The organism is Maricaulis sp., from assembly GCF_017643475.1.
GTDB lineage: Bacteria > Pseudomonadota > Alphaproteobacteria > Caulobacterales > Maricaulaceae > Maricaulis.
This window is the reverse complement of the sequence record NZ_JAEPNI010000003.1, coordinates 107,028-129,357: the sequence shown is the minus strand read 5'-3', so window position 1 is coordinate 129,357 and position 22,330 is coordinate 107,028. Positions and strand designations below refer to the sequence as shown.

General features: G+C 59.5%; 20 protein-coding genes. 7 read left to right on the top strand and 13 right to left on the bottom strand.

Annotated features, from left to right (window positions below; genetic code table 11):
• Nucleotides 1-56: 56 nt before the first annotated feature.
• Complete coding sequence (locus JJ889_RS12055; protein WP_291895444.1) at nucleotides 57-1,151, top strand: CaiB/BaiF CoA-transferase family protein; 1,095 nt, start codon at nucleotides 57-59, stop codon at nucleotides 1,149-1,151.
• On the opposite strand, the gene JJ889_RS12050 is transcribed toward JJ889_RS12055, so the two are convergent.
• On the bottom strand, nucleotides 1,148-2,371 hold the full coding sequence (locus JJ889_RS12050; RefSeq protein WP_291895443.1) for a pentapeptide repeat-containing protein: 1,224 nt from the start codon (nucleotides 2,369-2,371) through the stop codon (nucleotides 1,148-1,150). The genes JJ889_RS12055 and JJ889_RS12050 overlap by 4 nt on opposite strands.
• 328 nt (nucleotides 2,372-2,699) lie before the next feature.
• On the opposite strand from JJ889_RS12050, the gene JJ889_RS12045 reads away from it, so the two are divergent.
• Nucleotides 2,700-2,951 (top strand): hypothetical protein, encoded by a 252-nt coding sequence (locus tag JJ889_RS12045; RefSeq protein WP_291895442.1) that lies wholly within the window; start codon nucleotides 2,700-2,702, stop codon nucleotides 2,949-2,951.
• On the opposite strand, the gene JJ889_RS12040 is transcribed toward JJ889_RS12045, so the two are convergent.
• Entirely contained in the window at nucleotides 2,948-3,940 is a 993-nt protein-coding gene (locus JJ889_RS12040; protein WP_291895441.1) for a WYL domain-containing protein, read from the bottom strand. The two genes, JJ889_RS12045 and JJ889_RS12040, sit on opposite strands and share 4 nt — an antisense overlap.
• A 76-nt stretch (nucleotides 3,941-4,016) precedes the next feature.
• Here JJ889_RS12040 and JJ889_RS12035 point away from each other — a divergent pair, with 76 nt between their 5' ends.
• The 5 genes from JJ889_RS12035 to JJ889_RS12015 all read left to right on the top strand — a co-directional run bounded on the left by JJ889_RS12035 (nucleotide 4,017) and on the right by JJ889_RS12015 (nucleotide 10,618).
• The gene (locus tag JJ889_RS12035; protein ID WP_291895440.1) at nucleotides 4,017-4,892 is read left to right on the top strand and encodes a YihY/virulence factor BrkB family protein; all 876 of its coding nucleotides are present in this window, start codon (nucleotides 4,017-4,019) and stop codon (nucleotides 4,890-4,892) included.
• Between the two features lie 81 nt (nucleotides 4,893-4,973).
• Nucleotides 4,974-5,678 (top strand): CoA transferase subunit A, encoded by a 705-nt coding sequence (locus JJ889_RS12030; RefSeq protein ID WP_291895439.1) that lies wholly within the window; start codon nucleotides 4,974-4,976, stop codon nucleotides 5,676-5,678.
• The gene (locus JJ889_RS12025; protein WP_291895438.1) at nucleotides 5,678-6,337 is read left to right on the top strand and encodes a CoA transferase subunit B; all 660 of its coding nucleotides are present in this window, start codon (nucleotides 5,678-5,680) and stop codon (nucleotides 6,335-6,337) included. The genes JJ889_RS12030 and JJ889_RS12025 overlap by 1 nt, the downstream gene beginning before the upstream one ends.
• Before the next feature lie 109 nt (nucleotides 6,338-6,446).
• A complete protein-coding gene (locus tag JJ889_RS12020; RefSeq protein WP_291895437.1) occupies nucleotides 6,447-9,536 on the top strand; it encodes an efflux RND transporter permease subunit in 3,090 nt (1,029 codons plus the stop codon).
• Nucleotides 9,537-9,547: 11 nt separating this feature from the next.
• Complete coding sequence (locus JJ889_RS12015) at nucleotides 9,548-10,618, top strand: efflux RND transporter periplasmic adaptor subunit (protein WP_291895436.1); 1,071 nt, start codon at nucleotides 9,548-9,550, stop codon at nucleotides 10,616-10,618.
• 3 nt (nucleotides 10,619-10,621) lie between these two features.
• Here JJ889_RS12015 and JJ889_RS12010 read toward each other — a convergent pair whose 3' ends face one another.
• From JJ889_RS12010 to JJ889_RS11960, 11 genes are read right to left on the bottom strand one after another with little or no spacing between them, the layout of a single operon-like run.
• Nucleotides 10,622-12,001 carry an L-serine ammonia-lyase gene (locus JJ889_RS12010; protein WP_291895434.1) on the bottom strand — a complete coding sequence of 460 codons (1,380 nt, stop codon included), beginning with the start codon at nucleotides 11,999-12,001 and terminating at the stop codon, nucleotides 10,622-10,624.
• A gap of 3 nt (nucleotides 12,002-12,004) precedes the next feature.
• Nucleotides 12,005-12,271 (bottom strand): Lrp/AsnC ligand binding domain-containing protein, encoded by a 267-nt coding sequence (locus tag JJ889_RS12005; RefSeq protein WP_291895432.1) that lies wholly within the window; start codon nucleotides 12,269-12,271, stop codon nucleotides 12,005-12,007.
• A gap of 40 nt (nucleotides 12,272-12,311) precedes the next feature.
• Nucleotides 12,312-13,913, bottom strand: a complete 1,602-nt coding sequence (locus tag JJ889_RS12000; protein WP_291895430.1) for an AMP-binding protein — start codon at nucleotides 13,911-13,913, stop codon at nucleotides 12,312-12,314.
• Nucleotides 13,914-13,942: 29 nt separating this feature from the next.
• A complete protein-coding gene (locus JJ889_RS11995; protein WP_291895428.1) occupies nucleotides 13,943-14,335 on the bottom strand; it encodes a RidA family protein in 393 nt (130 codons plus the stop codon).
• Complete coding sequence (locus JJ889_RS11990; RefSeq protein WP_291895426.1) at nucleotides 14,335-14,745, bottom strand: thioesterase family protein; 411 nt, start codon at nucleotides 14,743-14,745, stop codon at nucleotides 14,335-14,337. The genes JJ889_RS11995 and JJ889_RS11990 overlap by 1 nt, the downstream gene beginning before the upstream one ends.
• Nucleotides 14,742-15,905, bottom strand: coding sequence for an acyl-CoA dehydrogenase family protein (locus tag JJ889_RS11985; protein ID WP_291895424.1), 1,164 nt, complete (start codon nucleotides 15,903-15,905; stop codon nucleotides 14,742-14,744). The genes JJ889_RS11990 and JJ889_RS11985 overlap by 4 nt, the downstream gene beginning before the upstream one ends.
• A gap of 1 nt (nucleotide 15,906) precedes the next feature.
• Nucleotides 15,907-16,722: an enoyl-CoA hydratase family protein gene (locus JJ889_RS11980; RefSeq protein WP_291895423.1), complete on the bottom strand. Its 816-nt coding sequence runs from the start codon at nucleotides 16,720-16,722 to the stop codon at nucleotides 15,907-15,909.
• On the bottom strand, nucleotides 16,712-17,197 hold the full coding sequence (locus JJ889_RS11975) for a MarR family transcriptional regulator (protein ID WP_291895422.1): 486 nt from the start codon (nucleotides 17,195-17,197) through the stop codon (nucleotides 16,712-16,714). The genes JJ889_RS11980 and JJ889_RS11975 overlap by 11 nt, the downstream gene beginning before the upstream one ends.
• Nucleotides 17,197-17,955, bottom strand: a complete 759-nt coding sequence (locus JJ889_RS11970) for an SDR family oxidoreductase (protein ID WP_291895421.1) — start codon at nucleotides 17,953-17,955, stop codon at nucleotides 17,197-17,199. The genes JJ889_RS11975 and JJ889_RS11970 overlap by 1 nt, the downstream gene beginning before the upstream one ends.
• Nucleotides 17,952-20,246, bottom strand: a complete 2,295-nt coding sequence (locus JJ889_RS11965) for a bifunctional salicylyl-CoA 5-hydroxylase/oxidoreductase (protein ID WP_291895420.1) — start codon at nucleotides 20,244-20,246, stop codon at nucleotides 17,952-17,954. The genes JJ889_RS11970 and JJ889_RS11965 overlap by 4 nt, the downstream gene beginning before the upstream one ends.
• Nucleotides 20,246-22,330: a 3-hydroxyacyl-CoA dehydrogenase NAD-binding domain-containing protein gene (locus JJ889_RS11960; protein ID WP_291895418.1), complete on the bottom strand. Its 2,085-nt coding sequence runs from the start codon at nucleotides 22,328-22,330 to the stop codon at nucleotides 20,246-20,248. The genes JJ889_RS11965 and JJ889_RS11960 overlap by 1 nt, the downstream gene beginning before the upstream one ends.

The window sequence follows — 22,330 nt, the reverse complement described above, 5'->3', positions numbered from 1 at the left end:
TGAGTTTCTCACAAATGCCACGATCCCCAAAACGAAGAATCGTGAGGTTGGTCTCAATGCAAGCACAAGGTCCTCTAAAAGGCGTTAAAATCGTCGAATTCGTCGGTCTGGGCCCGGCACCATTCGCAGCGATGCTGCTTTCCGACATGGGAGCGGACGTCATCCGTATCGATCGTCCCGGCGCGTTCGGGACGGGTGCAGCGGATGTTCTGGCGCGGGGAAGGCGCTCCGTAGCCCTGAACCTCAAGGACGAAACCGACCAGGCCCGTTGCCGCGCACTCGTCGGACAGGCGGACATCCTGCTTGAGGGCTACCGGCCCGGGGTTATGGAGCGGCTTGGTTTTGGTCCCGATGACATGCTGAAGCTCAATCCCGCTCTTGTTTATGGTCGAATGACTGGATGGGGACAGTTCGGCCCACTGGCTCACGCGGCCGGGCATGACATCAACTATATTTCTCTCAGCGGGGCTCTCGGAGCCATCGGCACGGCCGAGACGCCCGTCGCTCCGCTCAATCTGGTCGGGGATTTTGGCGGAGGCGCGCTCTATCTGGCGATGGGGGTGCTGGCTGCAATGCACCATGCCCGCGCCAACGGTCAGGGGCAGGTTGTCGATGCTGCGATTGTGGACGGTTCTGCCTCACTTATGGCCTCGCAATACCAGTTGATGGCATTGGGTTTATGGAAGACGGAACGCGCCGCAAACCTGCTCGACGGAGCGGCCCATTTCTACTCGATCTATGAATGCGCGGACGGTCGGCATATCTCGCTGGGCCCGCTGGAGCCGGAATTCTATGCGCTTTTCTGTGAAAAGGCCGGAATTGATGCGGGTACGATTCCGGCAGACTGGAGCGGAAAGAACTGGGCAGAGGCCAAATCCGTGTTCGAAGCGCTGTTCAAGTCCCGGTCTCGCGATGAATGGTGTGAATTGCTGGAAGGCACGGATGCCTGTTTTGCGCCTGTTTTGACCTATGAGGAAGCGCACAAACATCCGCACATGGTTGAGCGTGGAACATTCCAGAGCGTGGAAGGCGTGATGCAGCCATCGCCGGCGCCGCGCTTTTCGCACACACCGTCTGCAATTCAGGGTGCCGCGTCACAGCCCGGCGCTGACACGGCGGATGTTCTCAAGGACTGGGGTGTGGAGATCTAGGCGCGAATGACATCGGCCAGGTCTGCGGCGGCGAGCGTCGTGGCCTGTTCGTCCGATATGCGGGCATAGGCGAAACATGCGCCCGTGGCTGCAACGCCATTGAGCTGTGCGCCTTCCCAGAGTGTGTAGCGACAATCCGCATTGGCCAGGTTGGAAGGCAGGGACCGTCCAGCGCCAAGTGTGAGGCTGTCCAGACGCGCGCCACGCAAATCGGCATGGGAGAGATTGGCGCCACTCAGGTCTGCGCCACGAAGATCGGCATCACGCAGGTCACAGCCACGCAAATCTGCCTGGACCAGTTTGGCGCCCTGCAAGGCGATATCGCGCATGTCCATGCCGGAAAAATTGGCCCCATGGGCCTGCATGGCCGTCAGCTCTCGTTCGCGCAGATCACCGACTTCGCGCATGTCCATGCCCTTGAAACTGGCCGGAGCGCCGTCTTTGCCCTGGGTGCGACAGAGCTTTTCATGATCGCGCAGTTTGGAGGTGAGGGGGCGGGGGTCATCATCGGGCTCGAAGCCGTTTGTGGCCTCTTCGTCGAGTTCTCCTGTCAACATGCCGGAGGTTATGGCCTGGGCAAGCTTGAGATCCTTTTCCAGTGCACCGCGCATGTCAGCATCGGTCAGATCCGCACCGGACATGTCTGTCGCCGTCAGGATGGCGCGCTGCATGACGGCGTTTTTCAGCTTCGCGCGTAGCAGGCGGGAATTGTTGAGATTGGCGTCGGAGAAATCGGCGCCCTCGGCTTCCACGCCTGCCAGCCGCGCATGTGAAAAATTCACTCCGCCAAGCCGGGCATTGCCGAGTTTTGTTGACTGGACCGAAGCTGTAGGCGTGCCTTCACTGCCGATAGCGGGCAGGCGTGCCAGTTCGCGAAAATCGGCATTCTGGCATTGCGATGCAGACAGGTCCGCCTCGCTCATGTCACAGCCACGTAAGTCGGTATCATCCAGATTGGCGCCGATCAGCCTGGCACCAACAAGCTTTGCGCCCGAAAAATTGGCACCCCGCAGATCCGAGCCGGACAGGTCAGCACCCGACAGGTCACAATCCGCGAAACTCGCATCCTGAAGATCGCGATTGGTCAGCACCAGCCGGCTCAGATCCTCGCCATCAAAACGCGCAAAACCACCGCCCGAGCCGCTGAGTGCTCGCGCGTGTTCATCGCAGATACGGTCGATTTCCTGTTGCCGGTCGGGGGCGTTGGCTGTGGCAGGCAAGGTCAGTCCTTATGGGCTTTGCGGCAGCCTATGTGATTTGCTCTGGAAGTCACAAGGGGTCAGGCGCAACTAATTCAAATTGTTGTAGAAAATCCCGTTCATTTTTGTTCATCTAGGGTTCAGCAGCAATCACTAATATCTGTATTCGAGATGAGCGGCCGCATTTCAGTCCCTCGCCGGATCGCCTTCTCGCTATCGAATTGATACCCCGAAGCGTCGGCCGCCCCCAACGGCCGGCGTTTCTTTTTGCCCTGAAATGAGGGTGACAGGTTTTGTCGTGGCGGTGGCTCATCTTGTTCTCAACACGAAGACAAGAAGGAGTTCAGACATGGCAATCGCACTTCAGGCATCCATCCCCGGCGCAGCAGGTTCCCAGAGCAATCTGGTCCCGCATCGCTTTCGTGACGGCTTCTTCCGCGTCCAGCGTGAAGGTGACGACATAAGCTGCATCCATGTCAAAGATCTGCGTTCGGTCTGCCGTTATCTGCACAAGGGTTATCAGCTGGCCATGAGCGCTGCTGACGGCCACTCCATGCCGTCCTGGCTGCCGGCTGAACAGGTCAGGATCGCCGTTCGCTAAGGCAGCCCCGGGAAATCTTCCCGACGATGTTCATTGACAAGGTCGGCGAGTTCCTTCGGCTCCAGAACCTCGACCTGGTCACCCCAGGCATAAAGATGCCAGCACATCTCCAGATGGCCGCTGGCAGTAAAACGGACATCGAGAGACCCATCCGGGTTTTCAACGATTTCCTGATCCGGATGAAATCGATATCGCGCGGCATGGGGGGCGGCCTTCGGCGTAAAGCGCCAGTGTACCGGCTTGAACTCGCGATCATTCTGGAAAACGCCGAAACTTCGCGCCGAATATTCCGCCAGATTGAAGTCCGGATCGCGTACAAACCACTCCTCAGTCAGCACGGCGCGTGCAATATCCTCGATCCGGAAGTGTCGCAGGCGATTATCATCCCTGGAGGGATCCCTGGCGATGAGATAGCGCCGGGTTCCAAGGAGAATACCATAGGGTTCGATACGCCGTTCTCGGGCTGTGTCGTCATTGCGACCGCGATAGAGGATGACCAGGCGGAACGGCCCCTTGAGAGCGTCCGCGATGGCTTCATCCACCTGTGAATTGGTCGCCGGGCGAGGGCCGGGACGGGCGGCATGGCCCATTGCCTCCAACAGGGCTTCCTCATCAGCCTCGATGCCTGCACGACGACGGTCTGACGTCAGGAGTTTCACCGCACCGCCAAGATCGGACAATTGTTTCGCTTCGCTTGTCAGGCCCGCATTTGTCAACGTTTCCTTGGCCAGCTCCAGCGCGGCGAGCTGATCGGCAGTCGGTGCAAAAAACTCCGAGACCTTGCCGTGAGGAATGCGCCAGCGCTTGTGACCCTCATAGTCCACATAGGCCTCGGCATCGGGAAACACTGTTTCCAGCGCCTGGGTCATGCGTTGCGCGGTGCGACGGACACAGGCGAACTCTTCCTCGATCTCGGCGAGGGATACGCCGGTGCGACCATTGGCGAGGCGCGCCAGCTGCAAAAGATCGACAGCCTTGGCAAAGGACATATGGCTAACTCCCTAATCGCTCGCAGCTTATCGAGACTTGGTGATTCTTTAACCGGACTCACGCTTAACAGGCCGGATGTCAGCCAGCGAAACCCTTTCCAAGCCGACCCGCAAGCGGGCAGCCGTCATGATCGTCTTTTCGGCGATCAGTCGGTCAATGGCGCGGGATGTGATGTTGTTCGCCGGTGGAGCGTCATTTTTCGGCATGCTGGCCTTGTTTCCCGCAATTGCGCTGGCGATGTCGGTTTACGGCGTGGTGTTTTCTATCGCCGATGCAGAAAGCCAGTTCGCGCGGTTTTCCGAAATCATGCCAGCAGGTGCACAGGATTTCGTGCTGGGTCAAATGTCGCGTATCGCGGACGCGCCGATCGCGGTTCTGTCCGCACAGGGCGCTGTGGCCCTTGCCATCGCGCTCTTTGCCGCGTCGCGGGGTGTGAAGGCTTTGATCGCAGGGCTCAACCATCTCGCCGAGGACAAGGATATTCGCAATGTCATCCACTTCAACATCCTGGCCATGGTCGGTGTGTTGATTGGCGGCGTGCTTCTGACCCTCGCCAATCTGGCGGTGCTGATCATTCCGGTCGTGGCTCACCAGGTGTTCGAGTTTCTCAATATGCCGGAGCCTGATCTGGGCCTGTTCATCAATGAATGGACCGCGGCCGGCCTGTCGATGTTCCTGGCGCTGGAAATGCTTTACCGGCTCACCATGCGCAAGCGGGAACAGGCTGTGACCTGGAAAGCATCGACAAGCGCAGCCCTGGTGGCGACTGGTTTGTGGCTGGGTTTGTCGAAGGGATTTTCAACTTATGTCACTGAAGTGATCGATTTTAGCGTGTATGGATCACTCGGCGCTCTTGTCGTCTTCCTCTTGTGGATTTATTGGAGCGCATATGCTGTTTTCTTCGGCGGTGCTCTGGCGATCGAAATCGACGGTCGGCACCTCGACAGATAACGCGGCATGTGCCTTTCGCTGGTGTTCTTCGCACCTGCAGTATAAACATGAACCAGTTATCAACTTTGAACTGAGGTCCTCATGAACAAGGTATTTCCCGATGCCAAGGCCGCCCTGGACGGTCTGGTGTTCGACGGGATGACGATTATGGCCGGTGGTTTCGGCCTTTGCGGTATCCCAGAAAACTCCATCGCAGCGCTGCACGACACCGGTGTGAAGGGCCTGACGGTGATTTCCAACAATTGCGGCGTGGACGGTTTCGGCCTCGGCGTCTTGCTGGATGCCAAGCAGATCAAGAAAATGGTCTCGTCCTATGTTGGCGAGAACAAGGAATTCGAACGCCAGTATCTCGAAGGCGAGCTGGAGCTGGAATTCAACCCGCAGGGCACGCTGGCCGAACGTATCCGGGCTGGCGGCGCAGGCATTCCGGGCTTCTTCACCAAGACCGGTGTCGGCACCCTGATCGCCGAGGGCAAGGAGCACCGCGAGTTCGATGGCGAGACCTTCATCATGGAAACCGGCCTGACCGCGGACGTCGCGATCGTGAAGGCCTGGAAAGCGGACCCGCAGGGCAATCTGATGTTCCGCAAGACCGCGCGCAACTTCAATCCGATGATGGCAACGGCCGGCAAGATTACCATTGCCGAGGTCGAGGAAATCGTCGGTCTGGGTGAGCTGGATCCGGACCAGATCCACACGCCGGGCATTTTTGTCCAGCGCATCGTCAAGGGCGAGTTTGAAAAGCGCATCGAACAGCGCACCATTCGTGAGCGGGAGGAAGCATAATGGCCTGGACACGTGACGAAATGGCAGCGCGCGCTGCCCTGGAACTCGAAGACGGTTTCTACGTCAATCTCGGCATCGGTATTCCGACGCTTGTCGCCAACCACATTCCCGACGGCATCGATGTCACGCTGCAGTCGGAGAACGGCATGCTGGGCATGGGTCCGTTCCCGTATGACGACGAGGTGGATGCCGACCTGATCAATGCCGGCAAGCAGACCATAACCGAGCTGCGTCGCACCAGCTATTTCTCGTCCGCAGACAGTTTTGCCATGATACGGGGAGGGCATATCGACTTGTCCATCCTGGGCGCGATGGAAATCTCGGAAGAGGGCGATATCGCCAACTGGATGATCCCCGGCAAGCTGGTCAAGGGTATGGGCGGTGCCATGGACCTGGTTGCCGGCGTTAAACGCGTCGTTGTGATCATGGACCACGCGAACAAGCGCGGGGAACCCAAACTGCTCAAGGAATGCTCTCTGCCGCTGACCGGCAAGAATTGCGTTCACCGTATCATCACTACGCTGGGTGTGTTCGACGTGAAGGATGACGGTTTGGAGCTGATCGAACTGGCGCCGGGCGCTACGCTGGACCTGATAAAGGAACAGACGGAAGCCAAGTACACGGTTTCCGACAGGCTGGTCTCTCACGAGACCGCTTGATGAAAGAATTCTAAGGCGGTTCACGGCTATGTGAGCCGCCTTAGCAAGGTTTAATACCCCTAGACATTTCACGTGTTATCAGGTGCGTCGGCTATGCGAGGAGCCAGACATGCCTTTAACGCGACTTTCCCTGAACAACCCGGCCGCTGTTTTTGTGATGCTTGCGCTTGTCGCGCTGGCAGGCATTGTCGCGTTCACCCGCTTGCCGGTGCAGCTTATGCCGGACGTCGAGCGGCCACAGGTCAACATCGCTACATTCTGGCGTTCCGCGTCTCCGCTGGAAATGGAATCGGAAATTGTCGAGCCGCAAGAACAGGCGCTTTCGGGCCTTCCCGGGCTCGAGGAGATGCGTGTTTTTGTCAATGAAGGTAACGCCTTCATCAATCTGACCTTCGCTATCGACACCGACATGACCCAGACGGCGATCGAGATTTCGAACCGTCTCAACCAGGTCCCGCCACTGCCTCGTGATGCCATCGGGCCGAATATCGGTTCTTTCGGGGGAGATGCGCAGCAGAGCCTGATCTGGTTCTTCATGCAGGCCTTGCCTGGCAATCCTCAGGAGGTCCACGAATATTCCGCCTTCGTCAGCGACACGGTCATTCCGCGCCTTGAAGGCATTCCCGGCGTGGCCAGCGTCCAGGTGGGCTGGGGGCTGCGTCCGGAAGAATTGCGGATCACCGTCGATCCCTATCGCGCTGCTGCCCTTGGCGTGACGTTGCCGCAGATCAGCGCGGCCATTGCCAATAATTCCGATGTGTCCGGCGGCAATGCCGAGATCGGCCGCCGATCCTATCAGATGCGGTTTGAAGGCGAGTTCGATCCGCTCGAAATGGGCGAGCTGGTCATCGACTGGCGCAATGGCAGCCCGGTGCGTCTGAGCGATGTCGCGGATGTTCAGGTTGGTTTTGGCGAGCGGCGTGACTTCACTTACCAGAACGGCAATCCGGCCATGGGTATCGAGGTGCGCCGGCAACAGGGCGCCAATGTCCTGGCGGCATTGGAGGCCGTGAAGGCAGAAGTGGACCGCATCAACGAGGATCTGCTCGCAGACCGGCAGCTCGTCATGGCGCCGTCTTTCGACGCGTCTGTCTTCATCAATCGCGCGATCGACCTGGTTGTCGTCAACCTGTTCCTTGGCGTGGGTCTGGCAGTGTTCGGCCTCTGGCTGTTCCTGCGCCGCATGCGGGCGACCATCATTATCTCGGCCGCCATTCCGGTGTGTCTGCTGTCTACGCTGATCGTGCTCTATCTTTTCGGGCGCACGCTCAACATCATCTCGCTCGCGGGACTGGCGTTTGCCACAGGCATGGTCATGGACGCCGCGATTGTCGTGCTTGAGAACATCATCCGCCGCAGAGAAGCGGGAGAAGACAGCCACACCGCGTCCGAGGCGGGGGCATCCCAGGTCTGGGGAGCTTTGCTGGCGTCGACGGTGACCACGGTCGCCATCTTCCTGCCGCTGATTTTTGTGCGTGATGTGGAAGGGCAGCTGTTTGCTGATCTCGCATTGACGATCGCTGTCGGCGTTGGACTTTCCATGATCGTTGCTGTGACCATTCTTCCAGTTGCCGTCAAACAATTCGTTCGGGATCGCAAGACCCAGACGGAACAACCGTTGCTCAACAGGGTCGCTGACTGGGTGCTCTGGCTTTCGAACACGCCGCGACAGCGTATCGCGCTGGCCGCAAGCCTCATCATCTTGCCCTGCCTTCTGGCCTGGCAGTTCAAGCCGGAGGATGGCTATCTCCCGGAAGTCAAACGGGATGCCGTAGATGCGTTCTGGATCTTTCCGCCCGGCACCAATCTCGATTGGGTTGAAGAAGAAGTGGCCACTCGTGTCGTTGAGCGGCTAGAGCCGTATATGAGTGGCGAGCAGGAACCGCGACTACGCAATTACTATTTCGGGACTTTCCCGGGGGGCGGAGGCGCCACAGCCGGCATCCGTGTGGCTGATCAGTCCCGCGTGGGCGAACTGGAGCAGATTGTGCGCCGGGAAATCATCGGCGATATTCCCGATGTCGTTTTCAGCTCTGCCCAGCAAGGCAATCTGTTTGGCGGTTTCCAGCAGGGCGGGGGGATCCAGGTCAACATCCAGTCCGCTGACCCCGATGCCCGTGTCAGGGCTGTCAATGTCGGGTTGAGCATGTTGCGCGAACGTTTTCCCGGCGTGAACATCAACGCCAATCCGCCGCCCGAGGCGACCCAGCCGCGTCTGACCATGGTGCCGGATGACCGTCGCATCCAGGAGGCGGGCTGGTCTCGTCGCAATGTGGCCGGGATGATCTCCATGCTCGGTGACGGCCAGTTCATTGGTGAGTATTTCGATGGCAATAGTCGCATGAACATGATCCTGCGGACGGAGGGCTGGGAGACGCCGGACGAGCTGGCAGGCCTGCCAATTGCAACACCGTCAGGCGCCGTTGTTCCGCTGGGCGATCTTGTAAGCGTGCGTGAGGAAGTCGGTGTGGGCGGTATTCAGCGTCTGAACCGCCGGCGTACGGTCACCATCAATATCAACCAGCCCGAGGACTTGACCCTGGGCGAGATCGTCAGCGTGATCCGCAACGAGGTAGAGCCCGCGATCATGGAGGAATTGTCCACGTCTGGTTCGGTCACCTATGGTGGCAGCGCTGACAGCCTGCAGCGCGCCAATGAGACCATGTTGATGAACCTGGCCATGGCGCTCGTGGTTTTGTTCATGATCCTGGCGGGACTTTTCCGCTCCCTGCGTGATGCCTTGCTGGTTCTGGTCTCCATCCCGCTGGCCGCAGTTGGTGGTGTGATCCTGCTGGCGATTCTGGATGTCTTCGTGACACAGCCGCTCGATCTTTTGACCCAGATGGGTTTCCTGATCCTGCTGGGCCTTGTCATTAACAATGCCATTCTTCTGGTTGACCAGACGCGCCAGGGAGAACGCTCCGGCCTGCCACGCCGCGAGGCGGTGGAACAGGCGCTGCGCATGCGTTTGCGTCCGATCTTCATGTCGACCATGACCAGTCTTCTGGGCATGTTGCCGCTTCTGCTCAACCCCGGGCCAGGCAGTGTTATCTATCGCGGGCTGGCGGCGGCCATTGTTGGCGGCATGACGGTCAGCCTCATCTTCACCCTCATTCTCATTCCCTGTCTTCTGCGCCTCGGGGAAGGGCGCCAGGAGCAGGCCATTAACGCCTCTGCGACTTTGCAGCCGGCCGAATAAAGGGACAGACCATGTTCAACTCACTCCGCTCGGGCGTAATCGCAGGCCTGGCTCTTGGTGCCACGGCCCTTGTCGCACCGACTGTCCTGGCCCAAAACGGCCCGCCGCCCGCCATCGTACGTATCGGTGAGGTCGTGGAACTCGACATGGCACGGACAATCACTACCCCGGCCAGTGTCATCGCCCGCAATGATGCCCGTATCGCGGCGGAAGCATCCGGCCGCATCACCATGATCGCCGAGCCCGGAGATTTCATCGAGGCTGGCGGGATCATCGCCCAGCTTGACGACCGTCAGGCGCGCATTCAGCTCGATGAAGCACGTGCCAGCCTGGCGCGCAGCACGGCCAATGCGAACTATCAGCAGGCAGAAGCGGAACGTTTTGCACAGCTGGCACAAAACGGCACCGTGCCGACAACGCGACTGCGAGAGGTCGAGCTGGCCCGTGACCTTGCCCTGCAGGATCAAAGACAGGCCCGCGCTGCCATGCAACGCGCCGAGCTCGAGCTGGAGCGCACGCAGATATTGGCGCCTTTTGCTGGTCGCGTGGCTGAACGCCTGATGGAGGCAGGGGAACTGTCAGCGCCAGGTCGCGAGATTGCGCGCCTGGTAGATACGGATCATACCGAGGCCATTGCCATGGCGCCCGTTGCGATCGCGCCTTATCTCAGCGTTGGCCAGACAGTGACGGTATCCCTTCGCGATGGCGAAAGTATCGAAGCGCCGATCCGTGCGATTATTCCTGTCGGTGACGCGGTCTCTCGCACTTTCGAAGTCCGTATCGACCTGGAGGGAACCGGCTGGCTGGTTGGTTCCGCAGCACGTGCGGCCTTTCCGGCGGAAACCCCGCGCAGCCAGACGGCCGCGCCGTATGACGCAGTGATCTTGCGGGCCAACGGATCGTTTGTCTTCACGGTCGACGAGGATGATATCGCTCACCAGGTCGCCGTAACCACGGGTGTACGTTCGGGCGGTTTTATCGCCATTAACGGTGATATCGCGCGCGGTCAGCGTGTCGTGGTGTCCGGTGCTGAAACGCTCAGCGAGGGACGTGCGGTCCAGGAACAACAGGATGATGCCTAGGGGTTAGCACTCCACCACATTGACGGCGAGACCGCCCTGGCTGGTTTCCTTGTACTTTTCCATCATGTCGATACCGGTCTGGCGCATGGTCTCGATGACCTGGTCCAGAGAGACTTTCATGTCTTCGGAATTGGCACGAAGGGCAAGACGAGCGGCATCAATCGCCTTGATGGCACCAATGGCATTGCGTTCGATACAGGGTATCTGAACGAGGCCGCCGACCGGGTCACAAGTCAGTCCAAGATTGTGCTCCATGCCGATTTCAGCGGCATCCTCGATCTGGTGATTGTCTGCACCCATGGCCGCGGCGAGGGCCCCGGCAGCCATCGAGCAGGCTACGCCCACTTCACCCTGGCAGCCGGCTTCAGCGCCCGAGATTGAGGCGTTTTTCTTGTAGAGCGAGCCAATCGCCGCAGCGGTCAGGAAAAAGCGCTGCAGCGCCTCTTCATCGTCGGGGTCACGATGATAGCGATCGAAATAGCGCGCCACGGCCGGGATGATGCCTGCTGCGCCATTGGTTGGCGCGGTGACGACACGTCCGCCGGCAGCGTTTTCCTCATTCACTGCCATGGCCCAGAGATTGATCCAGTCCATCGGGGCCAGCGGATCATCTGTCGGGTTTTTCGCCTCTTCCTTGAGGTCGCGATGCATTTTGGGCGCACGGCGTTTGACGTTCAGACCGCCGGGCAGGATGCCGTCCTGGCGCAAGCCGCGATCGATACAGTCTTCCATCGTGCGCCACAGCCCTTCAATGCCGGCCCGGATCGTATCTTCGGGCAGGAAGGTCCGTTCGTTCTCAAGCATGATACGGTGGATGGAGAGGCCGGTGCGTTCGCCGATTTCAAGCAATTCCTGGGCGGAATTGAACGGGTAGGGTTCGCCTTCCTTCACATCCGCCGCTGAATTGCGCCCCGCTTCGTGTTCATTGATGACAAAACCGCCGCCGATCGAATACCAGATCTCTTCGCGCAGGATTTCCTCGCCCTCGCCATAGACCTTGAATTTCAGAGCGTTGGAGTGGAAGGGCAGGCGAACATCGCCCCGAAAGTCCAGATCGCGTTTTTCAATGAAGGGGATTTCGGTGCCGTTGGCCAGTTTGAGCGTTTCTTCCGTGCGAATGCGTTCAAGCCGCTGTGGGACCGTATCCGGGTTCAGCTTCGCGGGGGCATTGCCCTCGAGGCCGAGGAGCACAGCCGTATCTGTTCCGTGACCCAGACCGGTCAGGGCGAGTGAGCCGTAGAGCTCAGTCTCAATCCGTTTGATGTCCAGCCCGTCGGCCAGAACACGGTCGACAAAAACCTTGCCGGCCTTCATCGGGCCAACCGTATGGGAGCTGGACGGACCTATTCCGATCTTGAACAGGTCGAAAACGCCAAAATGCATGGATCAGCCTTCGCCGAGACCGCGGTCACGCGTGAATGCGTTGAAACAGATGATGGTCTGCGTGTCCTTGATGCCCGATATTGTTTGGACTTGCTGGTTCACGAAACGACCGATATCGGTCTCGTCGGACAGTGTGAACTGCGCCAGCAGGTCGAACGCACCCGAGATCGAGTGCACCATCGGTGCCTCGTCGAGATTGTCCACCAGCGACGCTGCCACGTCATAGGTCCGGCCGAGCTCGCATTTGATGAAGACATAAAACTGGCGCATCTCATCCCTCTGGGCGGTTGATTCATGCCAAACTAGTACGTCATCCGCGAAGTTTGAAACGCTGAATCTTGCCAGTCTGTGTTTTCGGCAGCGTCTCGATGAATTCGACCCGGCGCGGGTACTTGTACGGCGCGATACTCGTCTTGACGTGATCCTGAAGCGCCTTGATTAGTGTTTCATCACCGGAAACGCCCTCCGCGAGAACAATAAAGGCGCTGACAACGGCCCCACGTTCCGGATCCGGCAGGCCAACGACAGCGGCTTCTGCGACCGCTTCATGCGTGCGCAGGGCCTGTTCGACTTCGGGGCCAGCGATATTATAGCCGCTGGACACAATCAGGTCGTCCGCGCGTGAGACGTACCAGAAATACCCGTCGGCATCCCGGGAGTAGAGATCGCCGGTATAGTTCCAGCCATCCCGCACATACTGGGACTGACGGTCATCATCGAGATAGAGACACCCGGTCGGCCCCTTGAGCGCAAGACGCCCGGTTTCTCCAGCCGGCAGCGTTTCGCCGTTCTCGTCTGCAATGCGCGCTTCATACCCTCGCACCACACGTCCGGTCGCACCGGGACGAACATCTGTCGCGGTGGTCGAAATGAAGATGTGGATCATCTCGGTAGCACCGATGCCATCAATCAGGCGGATGCCGGTTAGTGTGTGGAAGGCATCGGACGTCGCTGCCGGAAGGTGTTCGCCCGCCGAGATTCCCTTGCGAAGGCTGGACAGATCATGCTGGTCCCACAGCCCCATCATCGCGCGATACCCCGTGGGAGCGGTGAATGTCGTCGTCACCTTGAAGCGTTCGACGGTCTCGCACAGGGCGTCAAATCCTGGTCGGTCCGGGAAAGCAACGGCAAGGCCTGCGCGGGCCGGGAAGACCAGGAAGGCCCCCAGGCCAAATGTGAAAGCCAGGGGTGGCGTGCCCGCGTAAACATCATCCGGCTGCGGTTCCAGGCAATGCTGCGCGAAGGTATCGGCCATGGCCAGAACCGAAGAATGATAATGCGCGCAGGCCTTTGGCTCTCCCGTCGTGCCCGAGGTACAGGCCAGCAGCGCTATATCATCGCGTGCGGTGTCGGCATTGTCGAAGGTGACAGGTTTCCCGGCGACATCATCTTCAAGCATGCCATCACCGGCCCAGTCGACGATCCAGGCGAGCTTGCCAGTAATCTCTCGCGCTTCCTCAACAACTGGGCGCAGCTTGTTGTCACACAGAGCAAAATTGACTTCTGCCTTGGCAATAATCTTGGCCAGTTCGCCTCCGCGCAGCATCGGCATTGTGGTAACCGCGACAGCACCGGTCTTGATGGTCGCATACCAGGCGACGCTGAGAGCGATGCCGTTGAAGCCGTGCAGTAAAACGCGATTTCCTGGTACGACACCCATTTCATCGACGAGATAATTTGCCAGCTGGTTGGCGCGTTCCATGAGCTGGCGATAAGTCAGGGTCTCGGCAACCGAGTAGATCGCGGTCTTGTCACCCAGCCCCTTGTCGACATTGGCATCGAGCAGCTCGACTGCGGCGTTCAGGCGATCCGCGTATTGCGGGGCTTCTCCGCCGAACAGGAGGTCCGGGCGCTGGTCAGCGGGCGGGAGGCGATCCCGGCAGAATGTATCGGCATGGCCAGTGGCGATCATCTTGTCCTCCTGCGTGTTGTCCAGAATGCTCATGACGGCAGTACCGCTGTGGCTTCCAGTTCGATCTTGGCGCGCTCCTCGATCAGCCCGGCGACGATAACAAAGGACATCACTGGATAACTGCGCCCCATCAACTCCTTCCAACTCGCTCCGATCAACTTGCCCGCCGCGAGATATTCTTCACGTGAAGTCACGTAACCTGTCAGCCGGACAATGTTCTCCGGCTTGCCGCCACCGGCCTCGAGAACAGCGATCACATTTTGCAGAGCCTGGTGGAATTGTTCGGCGAAATCATCAGAGACGATGGTTTCAGTCTCATCCCAGCCGATCTGTCCGGCAATGAAGATCATCTCGCCATCACACTTGATACCGTTAGAATACCCGCGAGGGCGCGGCCATCCGCGTGGATTGATGATATCCATCACCTTGCCTCCATGCTGCGTTCGATGCGGGCCCTGAGTGGGTCCGGGATCCGCACGGGCTTGTTGCCTTCCATGCGAATGAAAACGAGGGTTTGCTGGACAAGTGCGCGGAGCTCGCCCTCAGCACTGATCCGGATCTCCAGCCCGATGGAGCTGCGCCCCAGTCGCACGAGGTTCAGTTCCAGCTCGACCAGGTCGTCCAGTCGGCTTGGGGCCTTGAAATCAACCTGGATGGTGGCGGTGGGAACGCCGTATCCATCCCTGAGGATCATCTGGTCGAAGCCATAATCCAGGGTGCGGAACCAATCCTCGATGGTCGCGTTGATCATCTCGAAATAACGCGGATAGAAGACGATCCCGGCCGGGTCCACATCGGCAAAGCCGACCTTGTGCCGATGTGTGAAGGTCATGACTTCGCTCCGGACAGGTGTGCGCGGGCAATAACGAGTTTCTGGACCTCCGAGGCGCCTTCATAGATGCGCAGGGCCCGGATCTCGCGATAGAGGGCTTCGGGAACCGACCCCTTGGTGACACCCAGGCCGCCAAAGATCTGCACAGCCATGTCGATTGCCTGTTGGGCGGTTTCGGTCGCGTGCAGCTTTGACATGGCGGCTTCGCGGGTGATGCGCTCTGCGCCGCTATCCTTCGCCCACCCGCCGCGATAGATGAGCAGGGCGCTGGTATCGATACCCAGTGCCATTTCGGCGAGCTGGGTCTGCACACCGGCAAGGTCGGAGAGCGCCGCCCCAAACAGCTGACGTGTCGTGGAACGTCTGGTGGCCTCATCAAGCGCACGCCGTGCAAAGCCCAGCGCTGCGGCGCCCACCGTGGAGCGAAAGACGTCGAGCGTTGCCATGGCAATCTTGAAGCCCTGACCAGATGTGCCGATCAGACGATCCAGGGGCAGGCGGCAATCATTGAACCGCAAATGCGCCAGCGGGTGCGGGGCGATGGTGTCGATACGTTCAACAATCTGCAGCCCCGGCGTGTCAGCATCGAGAATGAAGGCGCTGAGGCCGCGTGCGCCTTCTGCCTCACCCGTCCGGGCGAACACGACGTAAAAATCGGCAATTCCGCCATTGGAGATGAAGGTCTTTTCGCCATTGAGCCGGTATTCTCCATCGACCAGCTCGGCAGTTGTCGCGAGGTTGGCGACGTCCGATCCTGCTTCCGGTTCGGTGAGCGCGAAGGCGGCGCAGAACTCACCGGCTGCTACTTTGCGCAGATAGCGCTGGCGTTGCTCCGGTGTCCCGAACAACGAGATTGCGCCGGACCCCAAACCCTGCATGGCAAAGACGAAATCCGCGAGGCCTGATCGATAAGCCAGGTGTTCGCGGATCAGGCAGAGCGTGCGTACGTCCAGGCGGTCCGTATTGACCGGGACCGAATGAGCGGTCCACCCGGCTGCAGCAAGGTCTTTCAGGATAGCTCGGCAGTCAGCATCGACATCGGCATGATCGTGAAACCCGTCATCGCCGAAGCGGTCGTTGGCCCAGGTTTCGATCTCCGCCGCAAGCCGGCGGTGTTTGTCGTCCAGAAAAGGCCAGTCGAGATAGGAACGATCTGCCATGTCAGTCGCCCTCGAAAACCGGTTTTTCCTTGGCCACGAAGGCACGATAGGCGCGTTCGAAGTCCTTGGTCTTCATGCAGATCGCCTGGGCCTGGGCTTCCGCCTCGATGGCCGTGTGCAGGCTCATATCCCACTCTGTGTTGAGCTGGTTCTTGGTCATGGCATTGGCAAAGGTCGGGCCTGTACGGATGCGTTTTGCCCAGTCCAGCGCCTTTTCCATCAATGCATCGGGTTCGACGATCGAATTGAAGAAGCCCCAACGTTCGCCTTCTTCCGCGCTCATCGAGCGACCGAAATAGAGCAGTTCGGACGCGCGGCCCTGGCCGATGATGCGCGGCAGGATCGCGCAGGCGCCCATATCACAGCCCGCCAGGCCCACACGGTTGAACAGGAATGCGGTCTTGGAACGCTGTGTTGAAATGCGCAGGTCAGAGGACATGGCGATAATCGCACCTGCCCCAACACAGATACCATCGATGGCGGCGATTATGGGTTGCGGGCAGTCCCGCATCGCCTTGACGAGATCGCCGGTCATGCGAGTGAAATCGAGCAATCCAGGCATATCCATCTGGACCAGCGGTCCGATGATTTCGTGCACATCACCGCCGGAACAGAAATTCTCGCCGGCACCGGAAAAGACCAGCACCTTCACATCCGGCACATAGCAGAGGTCACGCAGGAAATCGCGCAGCTCGGCATAACTCTCGAAAGTCAGCGGATTCTTGCGTTCAGGGCGATTGAGGGTGATGCGGCCAATGCCGTCCTCGAACTGCCAGAGGAAGTGTTCAGGTGTGTAGTTTGCTGGATCAAGGCGCACGGTGGTCTCCGGACTTGAAACGGGGTGAATGCAGGATGTGGTCGAGATTTTCGCTGAGTGCCTCGGCAATGTCGGCCGGTACGGCGTTCAGCAGTTCATCAACCCAGGCGGCATGAGCCGTGGCGATTTGGGCAAAACATTCGCGGCCCTTTTCGGTGGTTTCGATGTGATAGCTGCGGCGATCGTTGGGCAGAGGCGTGCGGGTCACCCAATCATCCTCGACCAGACGCGTGATCAGGCCGGTGACATTGCCGTTGCTTACCAAAAGGCGCTCGGAGAGCTGGCCCATGGTCAACGGGCCATCCGCGCGTTCCAGGGTAGACATCAGGTCAAACCGGGCCAGGCTGACGTTGTACTCACGGGTCAGGCGAGCGCGGATCTCGCGTTCAATCAGGCCGACAGTACGATAGAGACGCAGCCAGAGGCGAAGATGTTGTTGCGGAGCCGCGGGGGTATGAGTTGCCGCGAGCGACACTAGATTGCGCCGCCGGCTATCATGATGGCTTGACCGGAAACGGACGCGCTGAGTGGAGAGCAAAGCCAGGTGACCATTTCCGCAACTTCCTCGGGCCGGATCAGACGCCCCTGGGGGTTGTTCTTCGTTAGTTCGGCCAGGGCCTCGTCGCGGGAACGGCCGGTCTTCTCCATGATGTTGGCGACGGAATTGTCGACAATCGCTGTGTCTACATAACCCGGGCAGACCGCGTTCACGGTCATGTTGGTCTTTGCATATTCCAGCGACAGGGACTTGGTCAGGCCGACGACAGCGTGTTTTGAGGCGACATAGGGACCAATATAGGCGCCACCACGCAGACCTGCGATCGAGGCGATGTTGACGATCCGCGCATAGTCGGAACGCATCATTTCGCCGATAACAGCCTGGGTGCAGCGAAACAGGCCTTCGACATTAACGGCCTGGATGCGCCGCCACTCTTCCAGCGAGGTCTTGTGGAAGGCGGATGCTGCAGCGATACCGGCATTGTTGACGAGGATGTCCACCGGGCCATCTGCCATGGCAGAACCAAAGGCCTGGGCGACGCTGGCATCATCGGTGACATCGACCTTGATCGCCTTTGCGCCATCGATTTCAGCAGCGGCGGCTTCGAGACGTTCCAGATTGCGGGCCATCAGAATGACCCTGGCGCCCTGGGCAGCGAGACCCTTGGCACAGGCGACACCGATACCGGTTCCGCCACCTGTGATGACGGCTGTGCGTCCGTTTAGCGTGCTCATGCGCGTTGCTCCATTTCCTGGGCTTTTTTGAGATTGCGGCCAAGCTGTTCAAAGCCGGCGACATAGGGGTTGGGTGCGGTAACGCCGCGATAACCGAGTTCCGCGGCGGCGCGCAGAGTCCAGTTCGGGTCCGCCAGATGCGGGCGGGCGAGGGCGACCAGGTCGGCCCGGCCGGCCGCGAGGATCGAATTGACGTGATCGGGTTCAAAGATATTGCCAACCGCCATGGTGGCGCAGCCAAGTGTGTTGCGGATCTGATCAGAGAACGGTGTCTGGAACATGCGTCCGTAGACCGGACGTGCGAGCGGGCTGGTCTGGCCGGCAGACACATCGATCAGATCGGCGCCAGCCTCTATAAAGGCCTGGGAAATACGCACCGTGTCATCGCCGGTAATGCCGTCTTCACCGAGCCAGTCAGTGGCTGACAGACGGATCGCCATCGGCTTGTCTGATGGCCAGACATTGCGCATCGCTTCAAAGACTTCCAGCGGAAACTTGATTCGATTGTCGAGCGATCCGCCGTATTCGTCGGTGCGCTGGTTTGAGATTGGTGTGATGAAGCTGGAGAGCAGATAGCCGTGGGCACAGTGAAGCTCGACCAGATCGAAACCGGCCTCCAGAGCGCGCCTTGTCGCTGCAACAAAATCCGCCTTGACGGCATGCATGTCGGCACGGGTCATCTCTCGCGGGATCTGGTTGCCGTCTGACCAGGCGATCGGAGAGGGGGCGATGATCTCCCAGTTTCCGCTTTCGAGCGGCAGGTCATAGCCTTCCCAGCCGATACGGGTGGAGCCCTTGCGACCGGCATGACTGAGCTGGATAGCCATTTTGGCGCTGCTGCGGCTGTGGGCGAAGTCGGTGATTTCACGCCAAGCCGCAACATGTTCATCGGTGTAGAGTCCGGCGCAGCCCGGCGTGATGCGCGCGTCGGCGCTGACATCCGTCATTTCGGTATAGACCAGCCCGGCGCCGCCGATACAGCGCGCGCCGTAGTGTGTCTTGTGGAAGGCGTTGGGTGTGCCGTCCTTGGCGGAATACATGCACATCGGAGAAACCACGACGCGGTTTTCCAGCCGCATGTCGCGCAGCTCGAATGGCGCAAACATCGGCGGGCGCGATGGTGTGTCGGCTTTTTTTGTGGCCGTTTTGGCAAACCAGCTCTCCACACTGCCAAGCCATTTCTCGTCACGCAGGCGAAGGTTCTCGTGGCTGATGCGCTGGGAGCGGGTGAGCAGGGAATAGGCAAACTGCTTGGGTTCGAAACCGAGATAGCGGTCGAGATGTTCGAACCATTCGGTGGAATTGCGCGCTGCGCTCTGGAGTTTGAGAACCTCGACCTTTCGCGCTTCCTGGTAGTCATGCAGGCCTTCGGCGAGCGGTTTCTCGGTCGAGGTCAGAACGTCCGCCAGCATGATGGCGTCCTCGAATGCCAGCTTTGTGCCTGAACCAATCGAGAAGTGGGCCGTGTGAGCTGCGTCACCCAGCAGGATCACATTGTCATGGATCCAGGTCTCACACAGAACACGCGGGAAATTCAGCCAGGCCGAGCCGCGCAGATGGCGGGCATTAGACATGAGCTCATTACCGTCCAGCCAGTCCGCAAAGAGCGCTTCGCACTTGCGACAGGTCTCCTCTTTGTCGAGCTGGTCAAACCCCAGCTTTTCCCAGGTCTCCGGTTCGCATTCCACGATGAAGGTCGAGGTTTCGTCGTCAAAACGATAGGCGTGCGCCCAGACCCATCCATGTTCGGTTTCGGTGAAGATGAAGGTGAAGGCCTCAAACACCTTGTTTGTGCCAAGCCAGATGAACTTGTTCTGACGAACCTCGATATCCGGCTTGAAAACATCGGCGTAGGTGTTGCGGATCTTCGAGTTGAGGCCGTCTGAGGCGATGATGATGTCGGCGTCGGAGAATTGATCCAGACCCGGTTCGATCTCGACTTCGAAGTGCAGATTGATGTCCAGCTCACGAGCCCTGTCCTGGAGTATGTTCAGCAGGTGCTTGCGCCCGATGCCGCAGAACCCGTGCCCCGTAGACGTCTCGACACTGCCACCGAAATGCACGTCGATATCATCCCAGTGGGCAAGACTGTCGCCAATGGATGCTGCGCTGATCGGGTCATTGCCTTCCAGGTTTTCCATGGTCTGATCGGAAAAGACCACGCCCCAGCCAAAAGTGTCCCCTGGCTTGTTACGCTCATAGACGTCGATCTCGCAATCGGGATCGCGCAGCTTCATGGAAATTGCGAAGTAGAGGCCGGCGGGACCACCGCCCAGGCAAGCAATCTTCATCACGCGGCTCCTGTGTTGATTTCATGAGCGGAAAGGCGACCACCCGTTTCCGCAAGCCGGACCAGCAGATCCGAAGGTGTCCACCAGCGCGCTCCGAAGCGTTCGGCATTGGAACGAATACCGGCAAGTACCTTGTCTAGGCCGATCGTGTCGGCGTGGAACATCGGACCACCGCGATAACGCGGGAAGCCGTAGCCATTGGCGTAGACCACGTCGACATCACTGCCACGCCACGCGATCCCTTCGTCGAGGATTTTCGCTCCTTCGTTGATCAGCGCGAGCATGCAGCGATCGACGATCTCACCATCATCTACCTCACGCAGAGTGACGCCCTGTTCCGAGCGTGCCGTAGCCAGAATTTCGTCAAGTGCTTCGTCATCCAGCGGTGCGCGATTGCCCCTTTCATAGCGATAGAAGCCCGCGCCGGTTTTCTGGCCCTTGCGCCCCATCTCGACCAGACGGTCATGGATGAGAAAAGCCCGCTGCTCAAAACTCTCCGGGTCAAGCTTCTGCCGGTTCATGTAGCCGATATCGAGGCCCGCCATATCACCCATGGTGAAGGGCCCCATCGGCATGCCGAAATCGGTGAGGGCCTTGTCGATCTGGCGGTGTGAAGCCCCCTCCAGAAGCATCAACCCGGCCTCGCGCCCGTAGCAGGACAGCATGCGATTGCCGATGAAGCCATGGCAAACACCGGAAACTGCCGCGACCTTGCGCATACGCTTGCCCAGCAACATGGCAGTGGCCAGGACGGACGGATCCGTCTTCGCGCCACGCACAACCTCGAGAAGCCGCATGATGTGCGCGGGTGAGAAAAAATGGAGGCCCAGAACGCGTTCTGGATTGGGGACGCGATCTGCTATCGCGTCTACATCGAGATAGGATGTGTTGGTTGCCAGGATGGCCTTCTCGCTTACCGCTTCCGTCAACTGGGCGAAGACCTTGTGCTTGATTTCGATATCTTCGAACACGGCCTCGATGACGATTTCACAGTCCGAAAGGTCTGCGTACTTCGTGGTGGCGGTCAGACGCTGCAGAACTGCCGAGCAGGCAGTTTCACTCAACCGCCCCTTGGCAACGTCATTCTGGAAAATGCCCTTGATGCGATTGTAACCGGCCTGCAGGGCCTGGTCTGACATGTCCAGCAGCTTGACAGACAGGCCCACAGAAAGGAGCGAAGCGGCTATGCCGACTCCCATTGTGCCACTGCCGATGACGGCCGCGCGTTCGAGTTTGCGGGGCTCTGCAGCGACGCCGGGAAGTTTGGCGGATTTACGCTCGGCGAAGAAGAGATGGCGCATGGCAGCGGACTGCGTGTCCGACATGCGCTCAACGAACAGTTCGCGCTCCTTTTTCAAGCCGGCCTGGATGTCCAGCGTGCCACTGGCTTCGACGGCATCGATTGCCGCGAGCGGGGCCTTTTGACCGCGCTGGCGTTTGTCCGCATGGGCCCTCCAGTGGTCCAGCGCCGACTGATCGTGCCCGGGATTGGGAAGCGCCCCTGTAGAGCGTTTGTCGTTGCGGGTCTTGCTTTTCGCAAACTCCAGCGCTGAGCCAGCAAGGTCATCATTCGCGATCGCATCGGCGATCCCGGCTTCAAGAGCCTTGGTCGCCGAGATTGGCTTGCCCTGGCTTGCCATTTCCAGGCCAAGCGCCATGCCGGCGATACGAGGCAGGCGTTGCGTGCCGCCCGCGCCGGGGATCAGACCCAGATTGACCTCGGGAAGCCCGACTTTTGCACGCGCATCCATCACCCGGTAATCACAGCCCAGAGCGATCTCCAGACCGCCGCCCAGCGCCTGTCCGTGAATGGCGGCAATGACCGGGAAGGGCGCGTTTTCCAGGGCTGAGATCGCGTCAGCGAGGCTGGGCGCCTGGGGCGGTTTGCCGAACTCGGAGATATCTGCGCCTGAAAAGAAGGTTCGTCCGGCACATTGCAATACCGCAGCATTCGTACTCGCCGGTGCCGAGTTGAGTGCGCTTACTATGCCCTCGCGAACGGAATGCGAGAGTGCGTTGACCGGCGGGTGATCGATGGTGATGACCAGGACAGAACCGGTTTTTCGGGTGGAAACAGGGCTCAT